The 24,264-nt window shown below is 64.5% G+C and carries 19 protein-coding genes; 13 read left to right on the plus strand and 6 right to left on the minus strand.

Annotation, left to right across the window (positions count from 1 at the left end; all coding sequences use genetic code 11):
* Positions 1-244 precede the first annotated feature (244 nt).
* The 3 genes from ACCQ15_RS17830 to ACCQ15_RS17840 all read right to left on the minus strand — a co-directional run bounded on the left by ACCQ15_RS17830 (position 245) and on the right by ACCQ15_RS17840 (position 4,403).
* Positions 245-952: an SH3 domain-containing protein gene (locus ACCQ15_RS17830; RefSeq protein WP_122272312.1), complete on the minus strand. Its 708-nt coding sequence runs from the start codon at positions 950-952 to the stop codon at positions 245-247.
* 139 nt (positions 953-1,091) lie between these two features.
* Positions 1,092-3,116 (minus strand): M3 family metallopeptidase, encoded by a 2,025-nt coding sequence (locus ACCQ15_RS17835; protein WP_372380866.1) that lies wholly within the window; start codon positions 3,114-3,116, stop codon positions 1,092-1,094.
* 183 nt (positions 3,117-3,299) lie between these two features.
* Complete coding sequence (locus ACCQ15_RS17840) at positions 3,300-4,403, minus strand: PLP-dependent cysteine synthase family protein (protein ID WP_372380867.1); 1,104 nt, start codon at positions 4,401-4,403, stop codon at positions 3,300-3,302.
* A gap of 91 nt (positions 4,404-4,494) precedes the next feature.
* On the opposite strand from ACCQ15_RS17840, the gene ACCQ15_RS17845 reads away from it, so the two are divergent.
* From ACCQ15_RS17845 to ACCQ15_RS17870, 6 genes are all read left to right on the plus strand, one after another.
* Positions 4,495-4,950 carry a CopL family metal-binding regulatory protein gene (locus tag ACCQ15_RS17845; protein ID WP_122272309.1) on the plus strand — a complete coding sequence of 152 codons (456 nt, stop codon included), beginning with the start codon at positions 4,495-4,497 and terminating at the stop codon, positions 4,948-4,950.
* A gap of 86 nt (positions 4,951-5,036) precedes the next feature.
* Positions 5,037-6,842 (plus strand): copper resistance system multicopper oxidase, encoded by a 1,806-nt coding sequence (locus tag ACCQ15_RS17850; RefSeq protein WP_122272308.1) that lies wholly within the window; start codon positions 5,037-5,039, stop codon positions 6,840-6,842.
* Complete coding sequence (locus tag ACCQ15_RS17855; protein WP_014091112.1) at positions 6,839-7,933, plus strand: copper resistance protein B; 1,095 nt, start codon at positions 6,839-6,841, stop codon at positions 7,931-7,933. The genes ACCQ15_RS17850 and ACCQ15_RS17855 overlap by 4 nt, the downstream gene beginning before the upstream one ends.
* A gap of 162 nt (positions 7,934-8,095) precedes the next feature.
* Complete coding sequence (gene gloA, locus ACCQ15_RS17860) at positions 8,096-8,620, plus strand: lactoylglutathione lyase (RefSeq protein ID WP_014091113.1); 525 nt, start codon at positions 8,096-8,098, stop codon at positions 8,618-8,620.
* Positions 8,621-8,943: 323 nt separating this feature from the next.
* Positions 8,944-9,702: a hypothetical protein gene (locus tag ACCQ15_RS17865; RefSeq protein WP_008571024.1), complete on the plus strand. Its 759-nt coding sequence runs from the start codon at positions 8,944-8,946 to the stop codon at positions 9,700-9,702.
* 106 nt (positions 9,703-9,808) lie between these two features.
* Positions 9,809-11,674 carry an XVIPCD domain-containing protein gene (locus ACCQ15_RS17870; RefSeq protein WP_372381578.1) on the plus strand — a complete coding sequence of 622 codons (1,866 nt, stop codon included), beginning with the start codon at positions 9,809-9,811 and terminating at the stop codon, positions 11,672-11,674.
* Positions 11,675-11,804: 130 nt separating this feature from the next.
* Here ACCQ15_RS17870 and ACCQ15_RS17875 read toward each other — a convergent pair whose 3' ends face one another.
* The 3 genes from ACCQ15_RS17875 to glmS all read right to left on the minus strand — a co-directional run bounded on the left by ACCQ15_RS17875 (position 11,805) and on the right by glmS (position 15,831).
* Positions 11,805-12,944 carry a hypothetical protein gene (locus ACCQ15_RS17875; protein WP_372380868.1) on the minus strand — a complete coding sequence of 380 codons (1,140 nt, stop codon included), beginning with the start codon at positions 12,942-12,944 and terminating at the stop codon, positions 11,805-11,807.
* 233 nt (positions 12,945-13,177) lie between these two features.
* Positions 13,178-13,651, minus strand: a complete 474-nt coding sequence (locus tag ACCQ15_RS17880) for a hypothetical protein (RefSeq protein WP_005914723.1) — start codon at positions 13,649-13,651, stop codon at positions 13,178-13,180.
* A 350-nt stretch (positions 13,652-14,001) separates the two neighbouring features.
* On the minus strand, positions 14,002-15,831 hold the full coding sequence (gene glmS / locus ACCQ15_RS17885) for a glutamine--fructose-6-phosphate transaminase (isomerizing) (RefSeq protein WP_005914722.1): 1,830 nt from the start codon (positions 15,829-15,831) through the stop codon (positions 14,002-14,004).
* 205 nt (positions 15,832-16,036) lie between these two features.
* On the opposite strand from glmS, the gene ACCQ15_RS17890 reads away from it, so the two are divergent.
* From ACCQ15_RS17890 to ACCQ15_RS17920, 7 genes are all read left to right on the plus strand, one after another.
* Positions 16,037-17,308 carry an efflux RND transporter periplasmic adaptor subunit gene (locus tag ACCQ15_RS17890; protein ID WP_008571028.1) on the plus strand — a complete coding sequence of 424 codons (1,272 nt, stop codon included), beginning with the start codon at positions 16,037-16,039 and terminating at the stop codon, positions 17,306-17,308.
* Between the two features lie 48 nt (positions 17,309-17,356).
* Entirely contained in the window at positions 17,357-18,076 is a 720-nt protein-coding gene (locus ACCQ15_RS17895) for an ABC transporter ATP-binding protein (RefSeq protein WP_011348648.1), read from the plus strand.
* A gap of 11 nt (positions 18,077-18,087) precedes the next feature.
* Complete coding sequence (locus ACCQ15_RS17900; RefSeq protein ID WP_029820328.1) at positions 18,088-19,389, plus strand: ABC transporter permease; 1,302 nt, start codon at positions 18,088-18,090, stop codon at positions 19,387-19,389.
* A gap of 55 nt (positions 19,390-19,444) precedes the next feature.
* Positions 19,445-20,671 carry an ABC transporter permease gene (locus tag ACCQ15_RS17905; protein WP_372380869.1) on the plus strand — a complete coding sequence of 409 codons (1,227 nt, stop codon included), beginning with the start codon at positions 19,445-19,447 and terminating at the stop codon, positions 20,669-20,671.
* 225 nt (positions 20,672-20,896) lie between these two features.
* The gene (locus ACCQ15_RS17910; RefSeq protein WP_031424968.1) at positions 20,897-21,202 is read left to right on the plus strand and encodes a hypothetical protein; all 306 of its coding nucleotides are present in this window, start codon (positions 20,897-20,899) and stop codon (positions 21,200-21,202) included.
* A gap of 160 nt (positions 21,203-21,362) precedes the next feature.
* Positions 21,363-22,706: a sigma-54-dependent transcriptional regulator gene (locus ACCQ15_RS17915; protein ID WP_014091120.1), complete on the plus strand. Its 1,344-nt coding sequence runs from the start codon at positions 21,363-21,365 to the stop codon at positions 22,704-22,706.
* Between the two features lie 8 nt (positions 22,707-22,714).
* Positions 22,715-24,061, plus strand: a complete 1,347-nt coding sequence (locus ACCQ15_RS17920) for a sensor histidine kinase (RefSeq protein ID WP_029820332.1) — start codon at positions 22,715-22,717, stop codon at positions 24,059-24,061.
* Positions 24,062-24,264: the final 203 nt, after the last annotated feature.

Genomic DNA, 24,264 nt, shown 5'->3' on the forward strand with positions numbered 1-24,264 from the left:
GGCTCGCCTGCGATGCGGCAACGCGCGCCTAGATCACGCAATGCTGCCAGGGTCTTGCAGGCACTCAGCCGAAGCGTCAGGCCTGCCGTAGCAAGCGCACGCTTGCGCCGCTGATGCCGGCCCAGGGGCCAACCGCGCGTATCCTCCTAGTGCACGCCGGGCCTGGTTCGACGAGCGGTCGGCTGGCAATCGTGACGGCCACCAATTTCCATTGCCGAGGCAATTTGTCGCACTCGATGCGTGCCTAATCGATGCAACGCTGTAGCGCGTCATCCTGGTTGCGTGAATTTTCGCACCGTTGCCGAACCGATTGCTCGTAATCGCTGCGTGCCTGGGAGATACAGCTCTGCACGGTGCTGTCCTGACTTCCCGAGCGTTCGCATCGATGTATCTTGTCGTCCCGCCTGTCGGCATCTATCCGATTCAGCGCAGCCCGGTCTATCACGGCCCGCTCGCGCTGGGTGCGCTCGGTTTCTGCGCGTGTTTCGGCCTTGGCGCGCCTTGCCAGGGACTGTACTCCGTCCGCCGTCACGCCCTCGCCAGGTGCCAGCAGCTCTAGTGGCAGCGAGTCCCCTGGAGTGTGATCGCGCCAGTAGGCGCGCTCGCTCTCGACGGTCCATTCGCGGCCGCGATAATGCGTGTCCCAGTAGGCATCCAGCGAAAACGTCAGCTTCGGCACCACCTGATTCAGGGCGCCGTGAGCGAGCACGATCGAGGCCGCAGGAAGCCAGCCACGTGCCTCCGGTGAACGCACATCGCACCAGGCGCCACTCTTGAGACAGCCATAGACCTGCAGCGTACCGCCGGGCTGAACTTCGCCCACGCGCCGGTACTCTTCGGAAGGTCCGGCGCGCAGGCCAACCAGACCGTTGGCGTGGCCGGTGTGCTGCGCCCAAACCGGCAGGGCCGCGGCCATCAGCCATAGTGCACTCCATGAAAAACGTCGCTGCATTGCGCTCTCCTTGTGCCCTATCCCACCGCATGCTGCGCCTCCCGAAGAGGCGCCAGGTCGCGGTTATAGGACAGCTCACCTCAATGCAATGCGAACGCCGTGGCGACGGTAGCAGGTGACGACTGCGCCATCGGCGCCGTCAGCCCGCCATGCCGTTATGCCGTAGCAGCGCATCGATGGTCGGGGCCCGACCGCGGAACGCGCGGAAGTTCTCCGCTGCCGGACGACTGCCGCCACGCGCAAGCACCTCGGCGCGGAACCGTGCGCCGGTCTGCTCCAGTTGGTCGGGCGCCTCTTCGAATGCGGCATAGGCATCGGCGCTGAGCACTTCGGCCCACTTGTAGCTGTAATAGCCGGCCGCATAGCCACCTGCAAAAATATGGCTGAACTGATGCGGGAAGCGATTCCATGCCGGCGGCCGATTGACCGCCACTTCGTCGCGCACGCGCTCGATCAATTGCAGCACGTTGTCCTGCGAGGGGTCGTAGGTGCTGTGCAGTTGCATGTCGAACAAGGCGAATTCCAGCTGACGCACGGTGAACATGCCGCTCTGGAAATTGCGCGCCGCCAGCAGGCGATCGAACAGGTTCCGCGGCAGCGGTTCGCCGGTCTGAACGTGCGCGGTCATCGCCTGCACGCGCTCCCACTCCCAGCAGAAGTTTTCCATGAACTGGCTGGGCAGCTCTACCGCGTCCCATTCCACGCCATTGATGCCGGCCACGCCCAGCTCGCCAATCTGCGTGAGCAACTGATGCAGGCCGTGGCCCATTTCATGGAACAGCGTGGTGACTTCGCCGTGGCGGAAGGTGGCCGGTGCATCGCCGCTGCCGCGCCCGAAGTTGCACACCAGATACACCAGCGGCGTCTGCACGCCGTTGGCGGTGTCGCGGCGATTGCGGCAATCGTCCATCCACGCGCCGCCGCGTTTGCCTTCGCGCGCGTACAAGTCCAGATAGAACTGGCCAACCAGGGTGCCTTGCGCATCTTCCACCCGGTAGAACCGCACGTCCGGGTGCCACACCGGCGCGCTGTCGGGTTTGACGGTGAGCCCGTACAGGCTGTGGATCACATCGAACAGGCCGGCCAGTACCTTCGGTTCGGTGAAGTACTGCTTCACCTCCTGCTCGGAAAAGCTGTAACGCGCCTGCTTGAGTTTTTCCGAGGCGTAGGCCAGGTCCCAGGCCTGCAGTTCATCCAGACCCAACTCGTCGCGCGCAAAGGCTTCCAGCTCGGCGCGGTCGCGCTGTGCATGCGGCTTGGCGCGCGCGGCCAGATCGCGCAGGAAGCCCATCACCTCGTCGGGGCTCTGCGCCATCTTGGTGGCAACCGAATAGTCGGCGTAACTGGCAAAGCCGAGCAGCTGCGCCAACTCGGCGCGCAGGGCCAGGATGCGATCGATGTTGGCGCTGTTGTCCAGCGTGGCATCGCCGAATTCGGACGCACGCTCGGCATTGGCGCGATACAGCCGCGCGCGCAGGTCGCGGCTGTCGGCATCGCTCTGCACCGGTAGATAGCACGGCATCTGCAAGGTGAATTTCCAGCCCGGCACGCCGTCCTTTTCGGCGGCGGCGCGTGCGGCGGCAATCACTTCTGCCGGCAGGCCCGACAGCTGGGTCTGGTCTTCGGTCACGTACGACCACGCATCGGTGGCGTCGAGTACGTTCTGCGAGAACCTGGCTGCCAACGCCGAGAGTTCTTCCTGGATCTGTGCGAACCGCGCCTTGGAGGCATCATCGAGTTCTGCACCGCCCAAGCGGAAATCGCGTAGCGCATTTTCCAGCACCTTGCGACGCGCCTCATCGAAGTGTGCGGCTTCCGGCGATTGCGCCAGCGCCTTGTATTGCGCATACAGCGCCAGATTCTGCGCCAGCGCGCTGCCGAAGCGGCTCACCTTGGGCAGGTTGCTGTTATAGGCCTCGCGCAGCTCGGGCGTGTTGACCACCGCCTGCAGGTGACCCACCTGCCCCCACGCACGCCATAGCCGCTCGGTGGCATCGTCCAGCGGCGTGACGAAGCTGTCCCAGCGCACCGGGCTGACCTGCTCGGCCGCCTTCACCGCCGCCTCGGCCTCGGCGAGCAATTGGTCGATCGCCGGGCCCACGTGTTCGGGGCCGATCGCATCGAAGGACGGCAGTCCGGACAGATCGAGCAGCGGGTTGGTCATGGAGCGCTCCGGCAATGGACTGGATGAGTGGATTCAAGGATCGGCAAACGTGGCAGGCAACCGTCAGCAGGTGAGCACGGCACCGAGGGCACGGTGCCGTGCTCACCTGCCGACTGCGAACACCGATCGCACAGGCGTGGCGGTGAGCGCAGCGCCTTGATGCCTACGTCCCGGATATGGCGGTCATTCCAGCGCCGCACAAGGCAAGGCAGGCAAATCGCCGCCGTTCACGGCCAGCGCAATGGCTGTATCGCTGTCGCTGACATCGATCGCGCGCGCCTGGTACCAGGCCGGGTCGTAATAACTGTGCGCGTATCGTTCGCCGGCATCGCACAGGATGGTGACGATGGAACCGTGCCGGCCTTCGTCGCGCATGCGCCGGGCAGCCTGCAGCACGCCGACGAAGTTGGTGCCGGTGGAGCCGCCCACGCGGCGGCCCAGCGTGGCGCTGACGTGGCGCATGGCCGCCAGGCTCAGCGCATCGGGCACCTTGATCATCACATCCACGCAGCTGGCAATGAAGCTCGATTCCACCCGCGGGCGGCCGATGCCTTCGATGCGCGAACCGCCGGTGGTGGCCAGCTCCTTGGGGCATTGGCCGTCCACTGCGCGGCAATAGCCGTCGAAGAACACCGACACTTCCGGGTCGGCGCACAGGATGCGGGTGGCATGGCGCCGATAGCGCACGTAGCGGCCCAGGGTGGCGCTGGTACCGCCGGTGCCGGGGCTGCAGACGATCCAGTCCGGGATCGGGTGCGGCTCTTCGGCCAGTTGCTTGAAGATCGATTCGGCGATGTTGTTGTTGGCGCGCCAGTCAGTGGCACGCTCGGCATAGGTGAACTGGTCCATGAAGTGCCCGCCGGTCTCGCGTGCGAGCTGGTGCGAGGCGCTGTCCAGGTCGCAGGCGCGTTCGACCAGGTGGCAGCGGCCGCCCTGGAATTGAATCGCGGCGATCTTCTCCGGCGAGGTCGAGGCGGGCATCACCGCGATGAAGGGCACGCCCAGCAGGCGCGCGAAATATGCTTCGGAAATGGCCGTGGAGCCACTGGACGCCTCGATCACCGGGCGCCCGGCGCGCAGCCAGCCATTGGTGAGCGCGTACAGGAACAGCGAGCGCGCCAGGCGGTGCTTGAGGCTGCCGGTCGGGTGGCTGGACTCGTCCTTGAAGTACAGGTCGATGCCTGGATAGCCCGGCAGTTCCATCGGAATCAGGTGGGTGTCGGCCGAACGATTGAAATCGGCCTCGATCTTCCGGATGGCGGCGGCCACCCACTGGCGCTGCGACATGGCAGGACTTGGCTGCAAAAGTAGCCTCAATTCTACCGCCCCCACCTGCCCGCTTACGCACCCAGCGCATCGGGCGGACAGCTGGGGGCCGATGCTATGCTCGCTGCACCTGTCACTGCCGCGACTACCTGTGCTGCATCGCCTGCTCCGCCTGCTGCTGTGCCTGAGCCTGGTTGCCAATACGGCCACCGGCGCGTGGGCGTCGGTGGGCATGGCCATGCCGGCAATGGCGTCGGGCGCGATGCCCGCCGTGACCATGGCGGGAGGCACCGCCGCGACCCAGAGCGAGTCACCGGCAGCCGTGCCGTGCCATGAGGCGATGCCTACGCCGACAGCCATGCAGTGGCACGACAAGGCCACGCGTGCGCACGCGCCCGACTGCTGCAAGCTGGGCAGCTGCGATTGCCTGCAGCACGCCAGCCTCGCCTTGTTGACCTTGCCTGCCGTAGCCGCCGGCCTGCTCGGCCACCCGGCGGTGCCGGACACCCTGACCGAGGGGCGCAGCAGCCCGCTGCCCGACCAACCGGTACGACCTCCCATCGCCTGAGCGCCGACGGCCCTGCCTTGGCCGTCCTCGGCCCCGCGCGTGCTTGCGCGGGTTTCCTCAGTTTTGCGCTGCGCTCCATCTTGCCGATGGAGCGCGCAGGAGATGTCATGTCTTTCGATCCCCCGTTTTCCCACGGCTCAACCGCCAGCGGCCTGAGCCGGCGCCGCTTCGTCCAGGGCCTGGCCCTGGGCGGCGTCGCCGCAGCCAGCGGCCTGTGGCGCTACGACGCGCGCGCCGCCGCCCAGGCCACCACGCCGGTGCTACGTGGAAGCAGCCAGTCGCTGCAGATCGGCCGCCTGCCGGTGAACTTCACCGGACACACCCGCTCCGCAATCACGGTCAACCAGAGCCTGCCGGCGCCTACCCTGCGCTGGCGCGAGGGCGACACGGTGGGCGTGCGCGTGCGTAACGCGCTGACCGACCAACCCACCTCGGTGCATTGGCATGGCCTGTTGCTGCCGGCCAACATGGACGGCGTGCCGGGGATGAGTTTCGACGGCATCGCGCCGGGCCAGGAGTATCACTACCGCTTTGCGCTGCGCCAGTCCGGCACCTACTGGTACCACAGCCATTCGATGTTTCAGGAGCAGTCCGGGCTGTATGGCGCCATCGTCATCGACCCGCTGACGCCGCCGCCGTACCGGCACGATCGCGAGCATGTGGTGCTGCTCTCGGACTGGACCGACCTGGACCCGGCCGCCCTGTTCCGCCGGCTCAAGCAGATGCCCAGCCACGACAATTACGCGCAGCGCACGGTCGTCGATTTCCTGCGCGATGCGCGCGACGACGGCCTGCGCGCCACGCTGGCCGACCGCGGCATGTGGGGGCGCATGCGCATGACCCCGACCGACCTGTCCGACGTCAACGCCAACACCTACACCTACCTGCTCAACGGCGTGGCGCCGGCCGGCAACTGGACCGGGTTGTTCAAGCCAGGCGAAAAGGTGTTGCTGCGTTTCATCAACGGCTCGTCGATGACCTACTTCGACATCCGTATTCCCGGCCTGCGCATGACCGTGGTGGCCGCCGACGGGCAGTACGTGCATCCGGTCAGCGTGGACGAACTGCGCATCGCCGCGGCCGAGACCTTCGACGTGATCGTCGAACCGCTCGGCCAGGATGCGTTTACGTTATTCGCGCAGGACATGGGCCGCACCGGCTTTGCCTGTGGCACGCTGGCAGTGCAACACGGCTTGCAGGCGCCGATTCCCGCACTGGATCGGCGCGCCATCCTGACCATGCAGGACATGGGACATGGCGATGGGATGCACCACGCGCTACCCGCAATGCACGGCGCGCCCGGGATGTTGGCGGCGCATGGGACGCACACCATGCACTCGCACGACGATGCCCAGGCACACGACAAGGCGCCGCATCATCCCGCCAGCGAAACCGGCAACCCGCTGATCGACATGCGCAGCAATGCCACCGCACCGCGCCTGGACGACCCCGGCGTGGGCCTGCGCGACAACGGCCGCCGCGTGCTGTGCTACGCCGATCTGCATAGCGTGTTCGAGGATCCGGATGGGCGCGAACCCGGGCGCGACATCGAGCTGCATCTGACCGGGCATATGGAAAAATTCGCCTGGTCCTTCGATGGCATCGCGTTCGCTTCCGCGCAACCCTTGCGTCTGCAATACGGCGAGCGGCTGCGTATCGTGCTGGTCAACGACACCATGATGCAGCACCCGATTCACCTGCATGGCATGTGGAGCGACCTGGAAGATGCACACGGCAACTTCCAGGTACGCAAGCACACCATCGACATGCCGCCGGGCACCCGCCGCACCTACCGCGTGCGTGCCGATGCGCTCGGCCGCTGGGCCTATCACTGTCATCTGCTGTACCACATGGAAGCAGGAATGATGCGCGAAGTGCGGGTGGAGGCATGAGTCGCTTTCGCACACAGGCCTGGTTGGCTGCTGCGTTCCTGGCGAGCGCATCTGCACTTGCGCAGGAGCATCAGCACGATGCGCTGGAGGACGCACCGCAGGACATGCAGGACCATGCGATGCAAGTGACCGATGGCATGCAGACGACCCCTGCCTCATCTCAGGCCGCTCACATGGACCACGCTCACATGGCGCACGCTGACACGGGTACCGGCCCCATGGACGATGAATCGATGAAGCATGGATCCATGGGCGATGCATCCATGCACCACCAGGCGATGGATCACGCGTCGATGGATCACTCCAAGATGCACCACACGCAGCCCACACACGCTGCACAAACTCCTGCATCACCCGCCGAGACACGCAGTCACCCACTCCCTCGCGACCCCATTCCCCCACCCACGGCGGACGACATCGCCGCCGCATTCGCACCATTGCACACGCATACGATGCACTCGGCAGGTATCAACCACTATGTCCTGCTCGATCGGCTTGAAGCGTCCAACACGCATCGCGGTAGCGGCCAGGCCTGGGAATCACGCGCATGGATCGGCGGCGACATCGACCGGCTCTGGCTGCGCAGCGAGGGTGAACGGCACGACGGGCGCACCGAACCTGCCTCGCTGGAAGCGTTCTATGGCCATGCCATTTCGCCATGGTGGGATGTACTCATCGGCGCGCGCCAGGACATCGGTGCAGGCGAACATCGCAGCTGGGCGGCTTTCGGCGTGCAAGGCCTGGCGCCCTACAAGTTCGAAACCGAAGCCACGCTGTATGTGGGCACTGGCAGCCGCGCGGCGCTGCGGCTGGAAGGCGAATACGAGGTACTGCTGACCAACCGTCTGATCCTGCAGCCGCGTGCGGAAGCTGACATCGCGCTTACCGACGACAACCGCCGCGGCATTGGCAGCGGTCTGGAAGCGGTGGAACTTGGCTTGCGCCTGCGCTACGAGATTACCCGCCGCTTCGCGCCGTACATCGGCTGGGTGCACAGCCGCAGCTTCGGCGATAGCGCACAACGCGCCGCGATGGACGATCCGCCCGCACGCGACAACCGCTTTGTTGCCGGTGTGCGCGTGTGGTTTTGAGGCGATGGCATCGTGGCACGGGCAGATGCAGTTGGCCCTCTCCTCCAACGCCAGCGCATTCGAACCGCTGCCATTTCGCCATGACACGCCGACAACCCTGCCCTGGCTACCATCCCCCTTCGCGCAACACCCCCCACCCGCAATCCACACCAGGAGACCGCCATGCCTTTGAACGATCTGCAACACGTGCCAGGCGCCAATGCCGCGCCCGCCGACACGCACGGCTTCGTGTTCAACCACACCATGCTGCGCGTCAAGGACGCAACACAGTCGCTGGATTTCTATACCCGTGTCCTGGGCTTCCGCCTGCTCGACGCACGCGATTTTGCCGACGCAAAATTCAGCCTGTATTTTCTCGCGCTGCTGCCCGAAGACATGGCCATTCCCGATGACGATGCGCAGCGTCGCCTGTGGATGGCCGGCATCCCCGGCGTGCTCGAACTCACCCACAACCATGGCACCGAAAACCAGGATGGCCCGGTCTATCACGACGGCAACAGCGACCCACGCGGCTTCGGCCATATCTGTATCTCGGTGCCAGACATCCATGCTGCCTGCGCACGCTTCGACAGCCTCAACGTGCCGTATCAGAAACGCCTGGAAGACGGCCGCATGAAGCACCTGGCCTTCATCAAGGACCCGGACGGTTACTGGGTGGAGATCATTTCCAATACGCCCTTGGCGTAAGTCCGCCGCTCAGCGGCAAGCTGGCGCGTCAGCGGATGCACAGGCCGAACGCAGCGCATCCGCGACGTGGAAGCCCCGCGCCGCAACGACGTGCGGGAGCCGCCAGGCCCGGTGCAACGACTGGACACAACGGCGGGCTGGAGTAGACTTTCGCCGCCCTCCGCAATGGATGCACCCCAATGCTCGTCAGGAAGATTTCACTTGTCCTTGCGCTAGCAACGATCGCCGCCTGCACACAGGCGACACCGGACGCCACCGCTCCGAAGACCGCCGCAGCCGCGGCCGGCACTCCTCCAAAACCGTCAGAAAAGGATGCACCTCCCATGCAGGACGCAACCCAGGGATCGACCCAGCAATTGCAGCCGCCGCGGACCGACAGCGTGTTGTATTTCATCAGCAACGTGGACGGCGATGGCGCAACCTCCTACGAGGTCGCCAATGGCAGCTGGATCAATTATTGGTACGGCTTTCAATTCGAACTCGGCGGTACGCGGTATTACACCGGCTTCGCCTGGGAAACGCCCGAGCTCTATGGCGCCGAGCGCGAGAATCACGATGCTGCCCCTGGTACCAAGGTGACGCTTGCTCACGCCACGTTTGTGGCCAGCGAACCGGGGAGCAAGTCTCCATGGAAGCTGCTTGGCGCAGAGCCTTACATCGGCGAATTCGGCGGTATGGAGCAGGGCAACACCGTCGACACGACGCGTCAACCACAGACCTTTGTCACCGATGACGGCAGGCTGGTGCTGGCCGTGCCGACGTGGAGCCTGCAGTCGGGCGTGCGCATCCTTTCCTACGACGCACTCGTGTTCAACCCGAAAGAAACCGATAACGTCAACGACAAGCATTGGACCTATATCGGCAACATTCCGGCGGGTGAGGACAACAGCGCCAACTGTGGCGAAGATGCGCCCGGCAAGATTGCCTGCGTCAAGAACACCAGCACGCTTGCGTTCGTGAAGCAGCCAGGACTGCCCGCATTGCGGGTAACGGTCTCTGCCGTTCCCCCGACGAGCGGGGGTGACGCGACGGTTGAATACCGCTACGATGCCGCCAGCAAATCGTATTTGCCGACCCCTTGATACAGGACCAAAGGAATTGGTTCGGGCGGCGTACCGCTGCAGCCGCGTGGCTGCAGCACTCAATCAAGGACCTTGAGCGATGCCGACGAACTACTCACGAGCCCAAGTGCTCGACATCATCGAACGCGAAGCGGCCGAGCGGAATATTCCGCGTGACGACTTCCTGCGTTTTGCCCACGTAGAGACTGGCGGCGCCTTCGACGAGTTGGCCAGTCGCGGCCCCGGCGGTGCGAAAGGACTATTCCAGTTCACGCCGCCAACTGCCCAGCAGTACGGCATTGCCGGACGCGAGCTGGACGCGGTGGCCAATACCGACGCAGCAGCGCGGCTGTATCTGGACAACCGGACGAGCCTGGTCAATCGGCACGAACGCGATGGGCGGCCGTACCTTTCGGGCAAGCCCGAGCCCGATGGCCTGGATATGTATCTGGCCCATCAGCAAGGCGCCGGTGGCTATCGCTCTTTGCAGACCGCGATCGCCACGGGATCTTTTGGCCTGGAAAGCACACGCGCCAACATTCTCAACAATGTCGGCGAGAAAGAGCTGAAGTCCCTGACCGGCGTCGATTCGGCGACGTTCCGGCGCATGTCCGACAAGGACATGGCACAGACCTTCGTGCAGTACTGGGATACGAAGATGGACCGTATCCGGATTCCTGAAAAAGGCATCGAGCCGATTTCGACCACGCAGCAGGCACCCTCGCACGCTGCGCCAGCGCACTCTGCGCCTGCCCAGCCGGAAAAACCCGCAGCGCAAGGCATTGCGCTTCACGCAGCCTATGACCTCACCAACAAATACGATCACGTCAAATACGGCCTGGGCGCGAAAGATCCCGACAAAGGCAGGGTCGATTGTTCTGGCTGGGTGGTCGAGATGCAGAACGCGACCATGGACGAGATCAACAAGGGCGCCGGCAAGGCCATCTTCACCAAGGACGAAAAGTTCAGTCCGGGTTTCGACAGTGCATCCGAACTGCTGCGCAAGGCCGAGCTGCGCTCCGGCGTGCTGATCCAAGGCAAGGATGTGACTGCCCAGACCCTCAAGGAAGGCATGATCATCGGCGAGGACAATGGCCCGCAGAGTTGGGACAAGGGGCGCTACAAGGGCATCGACCACATCACGATGGTGGTGCGTGACCCCAAGGATGGCCAGCTCAAGATCAGCCAATCCCGTGGCGGCGAGGGTGTCGAGCTCAGTTCGCTGGATTCCTACCTCGAGCGCAAGCACGCCAAGGGCGTCAAGCTGTATGCGAGCGACCCGCTGTCTGAGGCGCGCGACCTGCTGCAGGAGCGCAGCCAGAACAAGCAGCAATCTCACGCAGCGACCGAGCACAAACCCAGCCAGGCACACGCCGCCGCTGATGCGCCGGGTGTCCTGCGCGAAAATGCGCGTGGCGCAGAAGTGCGCACATTGCAGCAGGCGCTGCAGCAACTGGGTTACAAGGACGCAGGCGGTAACGAACTCAAGGCTGACGGCGCCTATGGCCAACGGACCAGCGAGGCGGTCAAGGCATTCCAGCGTGCGCATGGGCTGCAGGACGATGGCGTGGTTGGCCGCGATACGCAGGCTGCGTTGAAGCAGGCGGAAAAGACGCCCCTGCTCTCGGAGAAAACCAATCCCGACCACCCGCTGTTCAATCAGGCCGTCAACAAGCTGGAGCAGCTCGGTCCGAATGCCTTCGCCAATCGGCAGCAGTTGGTAAATGCGGCCGGCCACATGACCTTCGAAGCCAAGGTCAGCGGCATGCAACGCATCGACATGGTGGCGCAAAGCAAGGACGGCAACGGACTGTTTGCCGTGCAGGGTCAGCCAACCGACCCGGCGCATCAGCGGATCTACACCGACAAGGCAACCGCTGCGGAACGGCCGCTGGAGCAGAGCAGCAATGCTGTGCGGCAGGAAGCGCAGACGCAGACGCAGGTTCAAGATCAGCACGAGCAACAACGCAGCCAGGCGCGCAGCGTCGGTTGATCGTCGCGCAACACAAACACAGAAGAGGCACCGATCGATGGATCGGTGCCTCTTCTGGTTTACGCCTGCATTACGCGCTGTTTCCCATCACATCGGGCGCCGGATATCCGGCGCCACCAGCACTGGTCCGTCAGTTGGACGTCGCAACAGCTTCTCTGTCAGGGAACCACTGCGGCAACTGCTCGGCGAATTTCGCTGCGCATTCGTCGCTGTAGGCTTGTGCGGCTGCTTTGACCAACGCGTAATCGTTGGCTTCCCATTCTTCCAGCGAGGCAGTACGCGGTGTCGGCGCGCAGTCCAGACTGACCGGGCTCGCCTTGCGCTTCAAGAAGCCGCTGCGCTCCCCACCGATCGTCACTGCGTAGCGCAGCTCGTAAGGCGACTTGGTATCGGCCAGGCTCTGATACACCAGCAGCCAGTCCGACATCAACACCTGCAACGGGAACGGTTCTGCGGGTACGGCCCGCGGATGCCCGGTGAAGTAGGTCTTCAAATGCGCGTTGACCGCATCGCGCTGCAATTGATAGCCGGGATTCCCCAGGGCCTCCATCTTTTCGCCTTTCAGCTGATCTTTTCCGAAGGCAGAGACCGCAACACCGCGCGCGAACAGGCTGGTGGCAATTTGCAAACCGACGACCATCCCGGTATGTCCGCGGCGGACGACACGCAGCATTTCGTCGCCGTTGGGCAGGCCGTTCGAGCCCACCCGCATGCTCGAATGCAATGGGAGCTGCAAGGCCCAATCTGCCGAGGGCGTCATGGCAACGCCTGCATCGGACTGCAGACTTGGTTGCGCCTGTGTTGCGGCAACCGCCACAGTGCCTGCAACTGCAGCAGCCGCATATGCAGTTGCCGTGGAGAAATCCCCGCCTGCAAACGCATGCACCACCGCAGTGGCTTCGGTCACGCGCGCAGCGGTACAGAAGATACCAGCCGCCCGCATCTGTGCCTCATGGAAGCCAATGCCGTTGATCTGGTGCACGCCGGCATCCTTGCCGTACTGCTCCACCACCTTGCCGATCAATGCATCGGACGGCGATTGCTGTGCGCAGACCTTGGCGGCTGCGATGCGCGACCAGGCGAATTGCAGCGCAGGATCCCAGCCCATCGCATCTTCGCCCACGAATCCGTGGTCGTAGTGATACGCATAAATGGCAGGGTCGATCTCCTGCAGCGTCATTCCGCCCTGTCCGGCATAGCCCAGCGGCACGTCTTGCGCAACAGCAAGCCCCGGCAGTGCCAATAGCACCGCCGCGATACACGTCTTCATGAATCCCTGTCCCTATGGATAAGTGCGACGCGCTGCATGTCCCCCATGCAGCGCGACCGATGCGCCACCGCTCGCACACGACGGCTTCCAACATGCAGGGCGCTGATCGACGGGTAATGGCACAACGCACCCGGCCGTTCGTCCTGCAGGGATAGTGTGCCCGCACACGGCCGCCATCGCAGTCGGGGCAGTCCCCACGCATGTGTGGGGACCGCCCCTCAGATGCTCACTGCTTAGGCATGCAAGATTCCGCCTGGGCCTGGTTGCCAATCGCGTGGCGTGCGCAATGCGGCCAATATACGCACCAGCTCGCGATAGCTCTGGGCCAGTTGCGCGAACAGACCTGCATCGCTGCAGCGGGTGTCGGCCACTTCGGAATACGCGCCCCTGCCCAGATCGATGAAGTAATCCACACTGAGGCGCCGGCGTTGCGCCACGCCCGGAAACAGGCCTGCAATCAGCAGGCAACCGTCTCCCACGTCACGCAATGCGTCGGCCCGCACGCTACCGATCTGGTCCTGCGCATGCAGCCATGCCAGCGCCTGCGTGCGCGAAAGCAGATGCGCATCGCGCTGGAAGCGCAGCAACACGAACACCAGATAATGCTCGCGCGATTCGTCCAGCGGACGCGCAATCCGCTGCCCCGCCTCGCGCACCAACGCCTGCCACAACTCGGCCGGCGCCCCCTGTTTGAAAGACTCGTGCATACGTCCTCCTGCGTGGTGTGGACCCTCGCCAGGAGCTTATGCATAACTTGGGCCACTGCGTTGGCAGAGGCTGTGGTGGAGCGCTAAGGACCGGCCGCTGGCAGTGCGACCGCGCCTTCGCCAGACGGATACGGCCACTCCTGGAAGCGGCATCGCCACGTGCATAGGCAGGACGTCGGCGACTGCTTTGCGAGGAGCTGAACCTCGCGCGTTGCGCGTCAGCGCAACCAGCACGACGTCGCACGCAATCGCCATCCTGGAACATGACAGCGACAGAGCCGAACATGCACTGCGTGCATGCACCGACTGCATGCAGCTGGCAGTGCGCGCAGACGGCACCGCGGCAGCGCTTACTCCACCGTCACCGACTTGGCCAGATTGCGCGGCTTGTCCACATCGGTGCCGCGTGCCAGGGCGGTGTGGTAAGCCAGCAGCTGCACCGGGATGGTGTGGATCACCGGCGACAGCACGCCGGCATGGCGTGGGGTGCGGATGACATGCACGCCTTCGGAGTCGCTGAAGTGGCTGTCCTGGTCGGCGAACACGAACAGCTCGCCGCCGCGTGCGCGCACTTCCTGCATGTTGGATTTGACCTTTTCCAGCAGGCGGTCGTTCGGTGCGATCACCACCACCGGCATCGCCGCATCCACCAGTGCCAGCGGCCCATGCTTCAACTCGCCGGCCGGATACGCTTCGGCGTGGATATATGAGATTTCCTTGAGCTTGAGCGCGCCTTCTAATGCAATCGGATAATGCAGGCCGCGACCGAGGAACAGCGCATTCTCCTTCGGCGAAAATCGTTCGGCCCAGGCCATGATCTGCGGTTCAAGATTCAATGCATGCTGCACGCTGCCGGGCAAAAAGCGCAGCTGCTCCAGATACTCGGCTTCTTCGGCGTCACTGATGCGGCCCTGCAACTTCCCCAACACCATGGTGAGCTGGAACAACACCGCCAGCTGGGTGGTGAAGGCCTTGGTCGAGGCCACGCCGATCTCGGCGCCGGCACGCGTGTAGCAGACCAGCTCGCTGGCGCGCGGGATCGCACTTTCCGGCACATTGCAGATCGACAGCGTGTGCAAATGCCCCAGCGATTTGGCGTATTTCAGCGCTTCCATCGTGTCCAGCGTTTCGCCGGACTGGGAGATGGTCACGATCAGATGCTTCGGGTTGGCATACGCGGCGCGGTAGCGGTATTCGCTGGCGATCTCCACGCTGCACGGCAGCCCCGCAATGGCTTCGATCCAGTAACGGGCGGTCATGCCGGCGTAGTAGCTGGTACCGCAGGCCAGGATCTGCACGCCTTCAATGTCGCGCAACACCGCTTCTGCGTTGGCGCCGAACAGCGATGCCGGGAAACCCTTGGCATCGATCGCCGCCTCGATGGTGTCGGCCAAGGCGCGCGGCTGCTCGTGGATTTCCTTCTGCATGAAATGCCGGAACGGGCCCAGTTCCAGCGAGGCCAGCGACACGTCCGACAGGTGCAGCGGGCGCTCCACCGGTGCATCGTTGCCGTCGAAGATGCGCACGCCTTCGCGGTGCAATTCGGCGGTGTCGCCTTCTTCGAGGAAGATCACCTGGCGCGTGGCCTGCACGATCGCCGACACGTCGGAAGCGACGAAGTTTTCCCCCTCACCCACCCCGATCAGCAACGGGCAGCCCATGCGCGCGCAGACGAAGCGTTCCGGTTCGGCCTGGCTCATCACCGCCAGCGCATAGGCACCGGTGAGTTCCTTGACGGTGCGCTGCAGCGCGGTGAGCAGGTCGCCGGCGCTGCCCAGATGATGATGGATCAGATGCGCGATGACCTCGGTGTCGGTCTGCGACTCGAAGGTGTAGCCAAGCGCGCGCAATTTTTCGCGCTGCTCCTCGTGGTTTTCGATAATGCCGTTGTGCACCAGCGCCACGCCGGCGCTGATGTGCGGGTGCGCGTTGGCTTCGGTGACGCCGCCATGGGTGGCCCAGCGGGTGTGGCCGATCCCCAGCGTGGCGCCGAACTGTTCGGCCTGCGCGGCCTGCGCCATCTCGGCCACCCGCCCGGTGCGGCGCACCCGGCGCACCTGTACGCCGTCGAGCACTGCAATGCCGGAGGAATCGTAGCCGCGGTACTCCAGGCGCTTGAGTCCTTCGATCAGGACCGGGACCACATCGCGCCCGGCGATCGCTCCGACAATGCCGCACATAGGACAGCTCTCGCAAAAGAAGTCGGACATTTTAGCGTGTCCGCTCTTGTCCGCTGCATGACCGTGCCCGGACAGCGTGTCCGCCCCCAGTGTCCGCGGACACTGCGGACACCGGTCGCCACGCCAACAAAACCATCCATTTCAATGACTTGAACGTTGGCACGGGTCCTGCTTTATCGCAGTGACGCCACCGAGCCAGCCGACCATGATTCGCGATACCTCTGCCCAGGACCAGGTTCTCCGCACACCCGCCCAGCGCGCGCCATGGCGCCGTTGGCTGTGGCCTGGCGTCGCCGCGGTGACGGTGCTTGCCGGGATCGGCTGGGCCGTGACTGCGTGGAGCGCCGGCAGCCGCTCGTTCGACGCCAGCCGCGTGCGCGTTGCCACCGTCACCCGAGGCGACCTGGTACGCGACATCGCCGCCGACGGCCGCGTGATCGCCGCCAACAGCCCGGTGCTGTACGCCATCTCTGCCGGCACGGTGACGCTGAGCGTGGTGGCTGGCGACGTCGTCAAGCAGGGCCAGGAACTGGCGCGCATCGACAGCCCCGAGCTGCGTAGCAAGCTGGCGCAGGAGCAGGCCACCCTGGCCGGCCTGGAGGCCGAATCCAGCCGCGCGGCCCTGGATGCCACCCTGGCGCGTGCCAACGCCAGCAAGCTCACCGACCAGGCCCAGATCGACAAGCAGGCTGCCGCACGCGACCTGGAGCGCTACCAACGCGGCTACGACGGTGGCGCCGTGCCGCAGGTGGAACTGGCCAAGGCGCAGGACACCTTGAAGAAGACCGATATCGACCTGCAGCACGCCCAGCGCGATGCCGCGTTGAAGAGCCAGGGTGCGGACCTGGATTCGCGCAACAAGCGCCTGCTGGCAGACCGCCAACGCGCAGTGGTGGCCGAAGTGCAGCGCCAGGTGGACGCGCTCACGCTGCGCTCGCCCTTCGATGGCCAGGTCGGCCAGGTGCAGGCGGTGCAGCACACCCAGGTGGCGGCGAACGCGCCGATTCTGGGCGTGGTGGATCTGTCCAAGTTCGAAGTGGAGATCAAGGTGCCGGAGAGTTTCGCCCGCGATCTGGCGATCGGCATGCCGGCCCAGCTCACCAGCGGCAGCGGCCAACCGTTCGCCGGCGCCATCTCGGCAGTGTCGCCGGAAGTGGTCAATGGCGAAGTCACCGCGCGCATCCGCTTCACCGACAAGCAGCCGCCAGGCCTGCGCCAGAGCCAGCGCATGAGCGCACGCGTGTTGATGGACACGCGCCGCAACGTGCTCAAGGTCGAACGCGGCCCGTTTGTCGAACAATCCGGCGGCAGCTATGCCTATGTGATGGATGGCAACACCGCCGCGCGGCGCCCGGTCACGCTCGGTGTCAGCAGCCTGGGCGAAGTGCAGGTGCTCTCCGGGCTACAGGTCGGCGACCGCGTGGTGGTCTCCGGTGCAGACAACTTTGGCGACGCACCGCGCGTCACCGTCCACTGATTCACTCATTTCCACTCGTCGCACACTCTCTTCGCAAAGGAATCGGCAATGCTCAAGATGCAAGCGGTCTCCAAGGTCTTCCGCACCGAACAGGTGGAAACGCATGCGCTGCGGTCGCTGGACCTGCATGTGCGCGAAGGCGAGTTCGTCGCGGTCACCGGCCCCTCCGGCTCGGGCAAGACCACCTTCCTCAACCTGGCCGGGCTGCTGGAAACCTTCACCAGCGGGCAGTATCTGCTCGATGGCGAAGACGTCAGCCATCTGTCCGACGATGCACGTTCGCGCCTGCGCAACCGCAAGATCGGCTTCATCTTCCAGGGCTTCAATCTGATTCCCGACCTCAACCTGTTCGACAACGTCGATGTGCCGCTGCGGTATCGCGGTATGGCGGCAGCCGAGCGCAAGCAGCGCATCGAAGAGGCACTGACCAAGGTCGGCCTGGGCTCGCGCCTGCGTCACTACCCCACCGAACTCTCCGGTGGGCAACAGCAGCGCGCTGCGATTGCGCGCGCACTGGCCGGCAGTCCACGCTTGCTGCTGGCCGACGAACCCACCGGCAACCTCGATTCGCAAATGGCGCGCGGGGTGATGGAACTGCTGGAAGAGATCAACAGCCAGGGCACCACCATCGTCATGGTCACCCACGATCCGGAACTGGCCGCACGCGCGCAGCGCAACGTGCACATCGTCGACGGGCAGGCCACCGACCTGGAACGCAATCCCAGCCTGATGCGCACGCCTGCCGCCGTTGCAACCCTGGCCGACTGAGGAGCCCACCCATGTTCGGCTACTACTTCAATCTTGCGGTACGCAGCTTCCGCCGCAACAAGGTGCTGACCGCACTGATGGTGCTGGCCATCGCGCTGGGTATCGGCGCCAGCATGACCACGCTGACGGTGTTCCATGTGTTGTCGGGCGACCCGATTCCGCAAAAGAGCGATCGGTTGTTCTATGTGCAGGTGGATGCGGAACCGAAGTCCGGCTATCAGCCGGGAGACGAGCCCGATTACCAGTCCACCCGCTTCGACGCCGAGGCGCTGCTGCGTGAGAAGCGCGCCATGCGTCAGGCGATGATGTCAGGCGGAAGTGTCGCGATCGAGCCACAGCGCAGTGGATTGAGTCCTTTCAAGCTAAACGCTCGTTTCACTTCGGCCGATTTCTTTGCGATGTTCGACGTGCCCTTGCTCTACGGCCAAGCGTGGTCCGGCACAAGCGACGAGCGGCACGAACGTGTCGCGGTGATCAGCAAGTCGCTGAACGAAAAGCTGTTCGACGGTGGCAACAGCGTCGGGCGCGAAGTGCGCGTGGACAAGAACACCTTCCGTATCGTCGGCGTCCTGGATACCTGGAAGATCGACCCACGCTTCTACGACATCACAGACACCTACGGCTCGAACGAACAGCTGTATGTGCCGTTCAGTACGGCGATGGATCTGAAATTGGCCCACGCCGGCGGGACCAACTGCTCCGGCAAGGTCGAGGCGGGCGACACCACCGCGCTGAATGCGCCCTGCACCTGGGTGCAGTACTGGGTGGAGCTGGAAAATGCCAAGCAAGCGGGCGACTACAAGGCCTACCTCGAAAACTATTCCGATCAACAACGTGCCGCCGGGCGCTTTACCCGGCCCAACAATGTGCGCCTGCGCAACGTGATGCAGTGGCTGGACTACAACAAGGTGGTTCCCAGCGACGTCCGTCTGCAGTTGTGGCTGGCCATGGGCTTTCTGCTGGTGTGCCTGCTCAACACGGTCGGCCTGTTGCTGGCGAAATTCCTGCGCCGCAGCGGAGAGATTGGCGTGCGGCGTGCGCTTGGCGCGTCGCGTGGCGCAATCTTTGCGCAGTGCCTGGTGGAGGCAGGGACCATCGGCCTGGCCGGCGGCATCGGCGGACTTGGGCTGGCGTGGCTGGGGCTGTGGGCCGTGCGTCAGCAACCGGTGGATTACGCCGCGCTGGCGCATCTGGATATCACGATGCTGCTGCTGACATTCGCCATTGCGATCGCCGCGAGCCTGCTCGCCGGCATCCTGCCGTCCTGGCGCGCCATCCAGGTCGCACCGGCACTGCAGTTGAAGTCGTCCTGAACCTCCTGCCCGCCGCATCGCGGCGAGCCACGCTTCCTATCTTCAAGGTCAGCCCATGGACATCCGACCCATCATCTCCACCTTGCGCCGCCATAAGACGGCCGCTGCACTGATCGTGCTCGAGATCGCACTGGCTTGCGCCATCATCTGCAATTCGCTGTTTTTGATCGGCAATCGTCTGGACACGCTCCGGACTCCCAGCGGCATCGCCGAACAGGAGTTGCTGAGCATCCAGCTGGACGGCATCGGCCCGCAGGCCAATGCCGATGCACGTACCCGGGAGGATCTGGCAGCGCTACGCGCGGTACCCGGCGTGCGCAATGCGGTCATCACCAATCAGATCCCCTTCGTCAATTACTCGTCCAACACGGGGCTGACCCTGACCCCGGAGCAGGAACGCCCCACGCTCAATGCCGCGCAGTATCTGGTCAGCGAAGGCAGCCTGAGCGCGCTGGGTCTGCAATTGAATGCCGGCCGCGACTTCAGCCCCGACGAATACATCAGCCAGGAAAAGGCTGATAACGACGATGAAGTCCGCAAGAAGGGTGCGGCGGTCATTCTGACGCAGGGGGCAGCGGACAAGATGTTCCCCGACCACAGCGCGCTCGGCAAGACCATCTACTCTGGCGATGTCCCGCTGCGTATCGTCGGAATCGTGCGCACCCTGGCGCGGCCGAACAATGTCAATGGACTGTCGGCAAAGGACTATTCGATGCTGCTGCCCATCCGTCCACCGTATAACAACGGGCAATACATCTTACGTGTCACCGATCCCTTGCGTCGGGCGGAAGTGCTGAAGGCGGCAGTGGCGGTCTTGATGAAAGTGGACAACAGCCGGTTGGTGCTGAAACAAGAGACCTACACCGAAATCCGCGAAAAGTATTTCCGCAATGATCGCGCCATGATCTGGCTGCTTGGAGCGGTGTGCATCGCACTACTGATCGTCACCGCCTTGGGCATCGTCGGCCTGGCGAGTTTCTGGGTGCAGCAACGCACCAAGCAGATCGGTATCCGCCGTGCGCTGGGTGCAACGCGCAGCCAGATCCTGCGCTACTTCCAGATCGAGAATTTCCTGCTCGCCTCGGTCGGCATCGTGCTCGGCATGCTGATGGCCTACTCGATCAACGTCTGGCTGATGGCACGCTATGAATTGCCGCGACTGCCGGCAATCTACCTGCCGATTGGCGCGCTGCTGCTATGGATGCTCGGCCAGCTGGCGGTGTTCTGGCCGGCCCGCCGCGCAGCCGCAGTGCCCCCGGCTGTTGCCACCCGCAGTGCATGATGGCCGGCGTTGCTTCCCCGTCGCTTGGCAGTGGGGAAGCAACCCGGCTCGCCATCCACCGTGCGTTTCCACCATCGTTACGAACCGGATTCCCTCATGCCTTGCTCTCTTGCATCATCGGCACTGATCGCCCTGACCGCCTGCTGCCTCCTTCACCCCGGCCAGGCCGATGCGGCAACGCGGGCGCACGCGGCGTCGGCCTCGTCCAGCACTTCGACGCAAGAGGTGCTCGCCATCGACGACACCCGGCTGAACTGGCGCCATGACGATCAAATTCTGGAGCTCGTCGCCAGTAGCGACGGATTGCTGGTGACCCAGGCCAGCGCGTCGCTCAGCCTGCAGTTGCAACGTGGCGACCGCGTGCGCACGGCAGGCCGAACCCAGATCACCACAATCGCAACATTGCTGGCCGCACTGCAGGCTGCTGCAGGCAACCCCATCGCTGTGGATGTCATGCGCGATGGTGTGCAGGTGCACCTGATCTGGACAGCGGCCACGTACACACCGCTGTTGCCGCCCGCGGCTCCATAACCAGCGCCGTGCCGGCAACAGCCGATGCACCCTGCATCGGCCGCTTGAGTCCGCCGACCTTGCCGCCCGGCGATCTGCCGCCCCCGCCGAGCAGCGCGTTGTCGCTGCGTGTTGCCAGTATTCTGTGCCGATCCCATCCCGCGCCTTCTTGAGCAATGCGATGCCGCACATCCTGATCATCGACGACAACACGGCCGTGGCCACTGCATTGGAAGTGCTGTTTTCGTTGCACGACATCGAGGCGCGGCACGCGCATTCGCCGAAGGCCGGGCTGGCGCTGCTGGACGAGCAGGCGTTCGATCTGGTGATCCAGGACATGAACTTCACCGCCGACACTACCTCCGGCGAAGAAGGCGAGGCGCTGTTTACCCAACTGCGTCAGCGTCATCCGGACCTGCCGGTGATCCTGCTCACCGCCTGGACGCACCTGGGCAGCGCGGTGGGCCTGGTCAAGGCCGGTGCGGCCGATTACATCGCCAAGCCCTGGGACGACACCAAGCTGCTGACCACGGTCAACAACCTGCTGGAACTGTCCGAAGCACGCCGCGAACTGGAACGTCGTCGCGAACGCGAACGCCGCGGCCGCGAGCAGCTGACCCAGCGCTACGACCTGCGCGGCGCGGTGTTCGCCGATCCGGCCAGCGAGCGCGCAATCGCCCTGGCCTGCCAGGTCGCACGCTCGGACTTGCCAGTGCTGATCACCGGCCCCAATGGCAGCGGCAAGGAAAAGATTGCCGAGATTATCCAGGCCAATTCGGCCACCAAACATGGCCCGTTCATTGCACTCAACTGCGGCGCCTTGCCAGGTGAATTGATCGAAGCCGAATTATTCGGGGCCGAAGCCGGCGCCTACACCGGCGCCAACAAAGCGCGCGAGGGCAAGTTCGAAGCGGCCGATGGCGGCACGCTGTTTCTCGACGAGATCGGCAACCTGCCGCTGGCGGGTCAAATGAAGTTGCTGCGCGTGCTGGAAACCGGCCGTTACGAGCGGCTGGGTTCCAACCGCGAACGCCACGCCAAGGTGCGCGTGATCAGCGCCACCAATTCAGATCTGCCGGCGATGATCCGCGACGGCAGTTTTCGCGAGGATCTGTATTACCGGCTCAACACGGTGGAAATCGCACTGCCCGCACTAGCCGAACGCCCCGGCGATATCGGCCCGCTGGCCGAGCACTTCCTTGCCGGTGAAAAGCCGCTATCCGCGCAGGCGCGCGATGCCTTGCAACGGCATGCCTGGCCCGGCAACGTGCGCGAGCTACGCAACGTGCTGCAACGCGCCGCCTTGCTCGCGCAGGGCGCGCGCATCGAAGCGGGCGATCTGAACCTGCCGCGTGCAGCCGCGCCACGGCCGGCGACGCCGGCTGCAGGCGAGCCGGATCGCGCGCGTATCGAACAGGCGCTGGCACGCGCGCAAGGCGTGATCGCACAAGCGGCCGCCGAGCTGGGGTTGAGCCGCCAGGCGCTGTATCGGCGCATGGACCGCTACGGCATCAGCTCGGAATGAACCTTCGCATGCGGAACCGCTCTTTCACGTTTTCGCTGTTTTTACGCTTGCTGCCAGTGCTTGCGCTGGCGGCTGCATTGCCATGGTTCATGGCGTACTGGCTGGACCACGGCTGGCAGGTGGCGGCGATTTCGGTCCTCGTCCTGCTGGCAGCGATGTGGTTCAGCCTCAACCGCGCCACCGCACCGATGCGCTCGCTGTTTCGTGCGCTGGCCGGCACCACCAGCAGCTACCGCGATGGCGAATACAACTTCGGTGTGTATTGGCGCGGCAACGACGAACTGGCGCAACTGGTGCAGGCGCATGCCGAGCTTGGCGATGTGCTGCGTGCGCAGCGTAGCCATCTGGTACAGCGCGAGCTGATGCTCGACACCATGCTGCAGAACACACCGGTGGCCATGCTGCTGGTGGTCGCCGGCGGCGATGGCCTGCGGCGGATCGGGTTTTCCAACAATGCCGCACGCAAGCTGCTGTACGAAGGACGCAAGCTGGAAGGCCAGCATCTGGACGATGTGCTCGGCCGCATGCCGGCCGAATTGCGCGACGCCCTGGCACGTGGCGGGGATTGCCTGTTCGCGGTACGCGAAGATGGCGACGACGAAGAAGACGAGCAGATCTATCACCTGTCGCGGCGTAGCTTTCACATCAACGGGCGCGGGCACGAGCTGTTGTTGATCCGCACCTTGACCACCGAGTTACGCCGCCAGGAAGTGCAGACCTGGAAAAAAGTCATCCGCGTGATCAGCCACGAATTGAACAATTCGCTGGCACCGATCGCCTCGCTGGCGCATTCGGGCGCCGAGCTGCTGCGCCGCGAACGCACCGATCGCCTGGGGACGGTGTTCGAGACCATCGAAGAACGCGCGCGTCACCTGGAAGGCTTTATCCGCGGCTATGCGCGCTTTGCCAAATTGCCGCAACCGCAGCTGCAGACCATCGAATGGGCGCCGTTTTTGCAGCGCTTGCAGCAGCAGATTCCGTTCCAGGTACAGGGCACGCTGACCGATGTCTCCAGCCGGATCGATGCAGCGCAGATCGAGCAGGCGCTGCTCAATCTGCTGAAAAATGCCCACGAGGCCTGCAGCGAAGCACAGCCGCCCAATAGCGATGTCGCCCTACGCGTCACGCGCGTGCCGCAGTGGCTACGCATCGAAGTGCTCGACCGCGGCAACGGCATGAACGAAGCGGTGCTGCACAACGCACTGATGCCGTTCTATTCGACCAAGCGCAATGGCACAGGTCTTGGGCTTGCCCTCACCCGCGAAATCGCCGAAGCGCACGGCGGCCGCATCTCGCTGCACAACCGCGAACACGGCGGCCTGTGCGTGACCTTGCTGTTGCCATTGGCGGCTTGAACGCAGCAAGGCTTGCAGGACTTGCGATGCAATCCATGCGTTGCATCACGCCTTCCGTCAGCGCACGCGCCCCGCGCATGTCATGGCAGCACCCCTGGGCGCGATGGACGGCCGATCGCGCCCGGGGGCGCTCCCGCACGTTCAGCGCTCCGCCAGCGGCCGGGCCGCCTGGTCCCGCGAGCAGCCTTGATGCGTCGTTCCGA

It is taken from the genome of Xanthomonas sp. NCPPB 1754 (assembly GCF_041475725.2).
In the GTDB taxonomy this organism is placed as follows: Bacteria; Pseudomonadota; Gammaproteobacteria; order Xanthomonadales; family Xanthomonadaceae; genus Xanthomonas; species Xanthomonas euvesicatoria.

Bases quoted from the DNA above. Each gene is read 5' to 3' on its own strand.
- ACCQ15_RS17830 (WP_122272312.1), bottom strand. From the start codon at position 952: ATGCAGCGACGTTTTTCATGGAGTGCACTATGGCTGATGGCCGCGGCC.
- ACCQ15_RS17835 (WP_372380866.1), bottom strand. From the start codon at position 3,116: ATGACCAACCCGCTGCTCGATCTGTCCGGACTGCCGTCCTTCGATGCG.
- ACCQ15_RS17840 (WP_372380867.1), bottom strand. From the start codon at position 4,403: ATGTCGCAGCGCCAGTGGGTGGCCGCCGCCATCCGGAAGATCGAGGCC.
- ACCQ15_RS17845 (WP_122272309.1), top strand. From the start codon at position 4,495: ATGCTATGCTCGCTGCACCTGTCACTGCCGCGACTACCTGTGCTGCAT.
- ACCQ15_RS17850 (WP_122272308.1), top strand. From the start codon at position 5,037: ATGGAGCGCGCAGGAGATGTCATGTCTTTCGATCCCCCGTTTTCCCAC.
- ACCQ15_RS17855 (WP_014091112.1), top strand. From the start codon at position 6,839: ATGAGTCGCTTTCGCACACAGGCCTGGTTGGCTGCTGCGTTCCTGGCG.
- gloA (WP_014091113.1), top strand. From the start codon at position 8,096: ATGCCTTTGAACGATCTGCAACACGTGCCAGGCGCCAATGCCGCGCCC.
- ACCQ15_RS17865 (WP_008571024.1), top strand. From the start codon at position 8,944: ATGCAGGACGCAACCCAGGGATCGACCCAGCAATTGCAGCCGCCGCGG.
- ACCQ15_RS17875 (WP_372380868.1), bottom strand. From the start codon at position 12,944: ATGAAGACGTGTATCGCGGCGGTGCTATTGGCACTGCCGGGGCTTGCT.
- ACCQ15_RS17880 (WP_005914723.1), bottom strand. From the start codon at position 13,651: ATGCACGAGTCTTTCAAACAGGGGGCGCCGGCCGAGTTGTGGCAGGCG.
- glmS (WP_005914722.1), bottom strand. From the start codon at position 15,831: ATGTGCGGCATTGTCGGAGCGATCGCCGGGCGCGATGTGGTCCCGGTC.
- ACCQ15_RS17890 (WP_008571028.1), top strand. From the start codon at position 16,037: ATGATTCGCGATACCTCTGCCCAGGACCAGGTTCTCCGCACACCCGCC.
- ACCQ15_RS17895 (WP_011348648.1), top strand. From the start codon at position 17,357: ATGCTCAAGATGCAAGCGGTCTCCAAGGTCTTCCGCACCGAACAGGTG.
- ACCQ15_RS17900 (WP_029820328.1), top strand. From the start codon at position 18,088: ATGTTCGGCTACTACTTCAATCTTGCGGTACGCAGCTTCCGCCGCAAC.
- ACCQ15_RS17905 (WP_372380869.1), top strand. From the start codon at position 19,445: ATGGACATCCGACCCATCATCTCCACCTTGCGCCGCCATAAGACGGCC.
- ACCQ15_RS17915 (WP_014091120.1), top strand. From the start codon at position 21,363: ATGCCGCACATCCTGATCATCGACGACAACACGGCCGTGGCCACTGCA.
- ACCQ15_RS17920 (WP_029820332.1), top strand. From the start codon at position 22,715: ATGCGGAACCGCTCTTTCACGTTTTCGCTGTTTTTACGCTTGCTGCCA.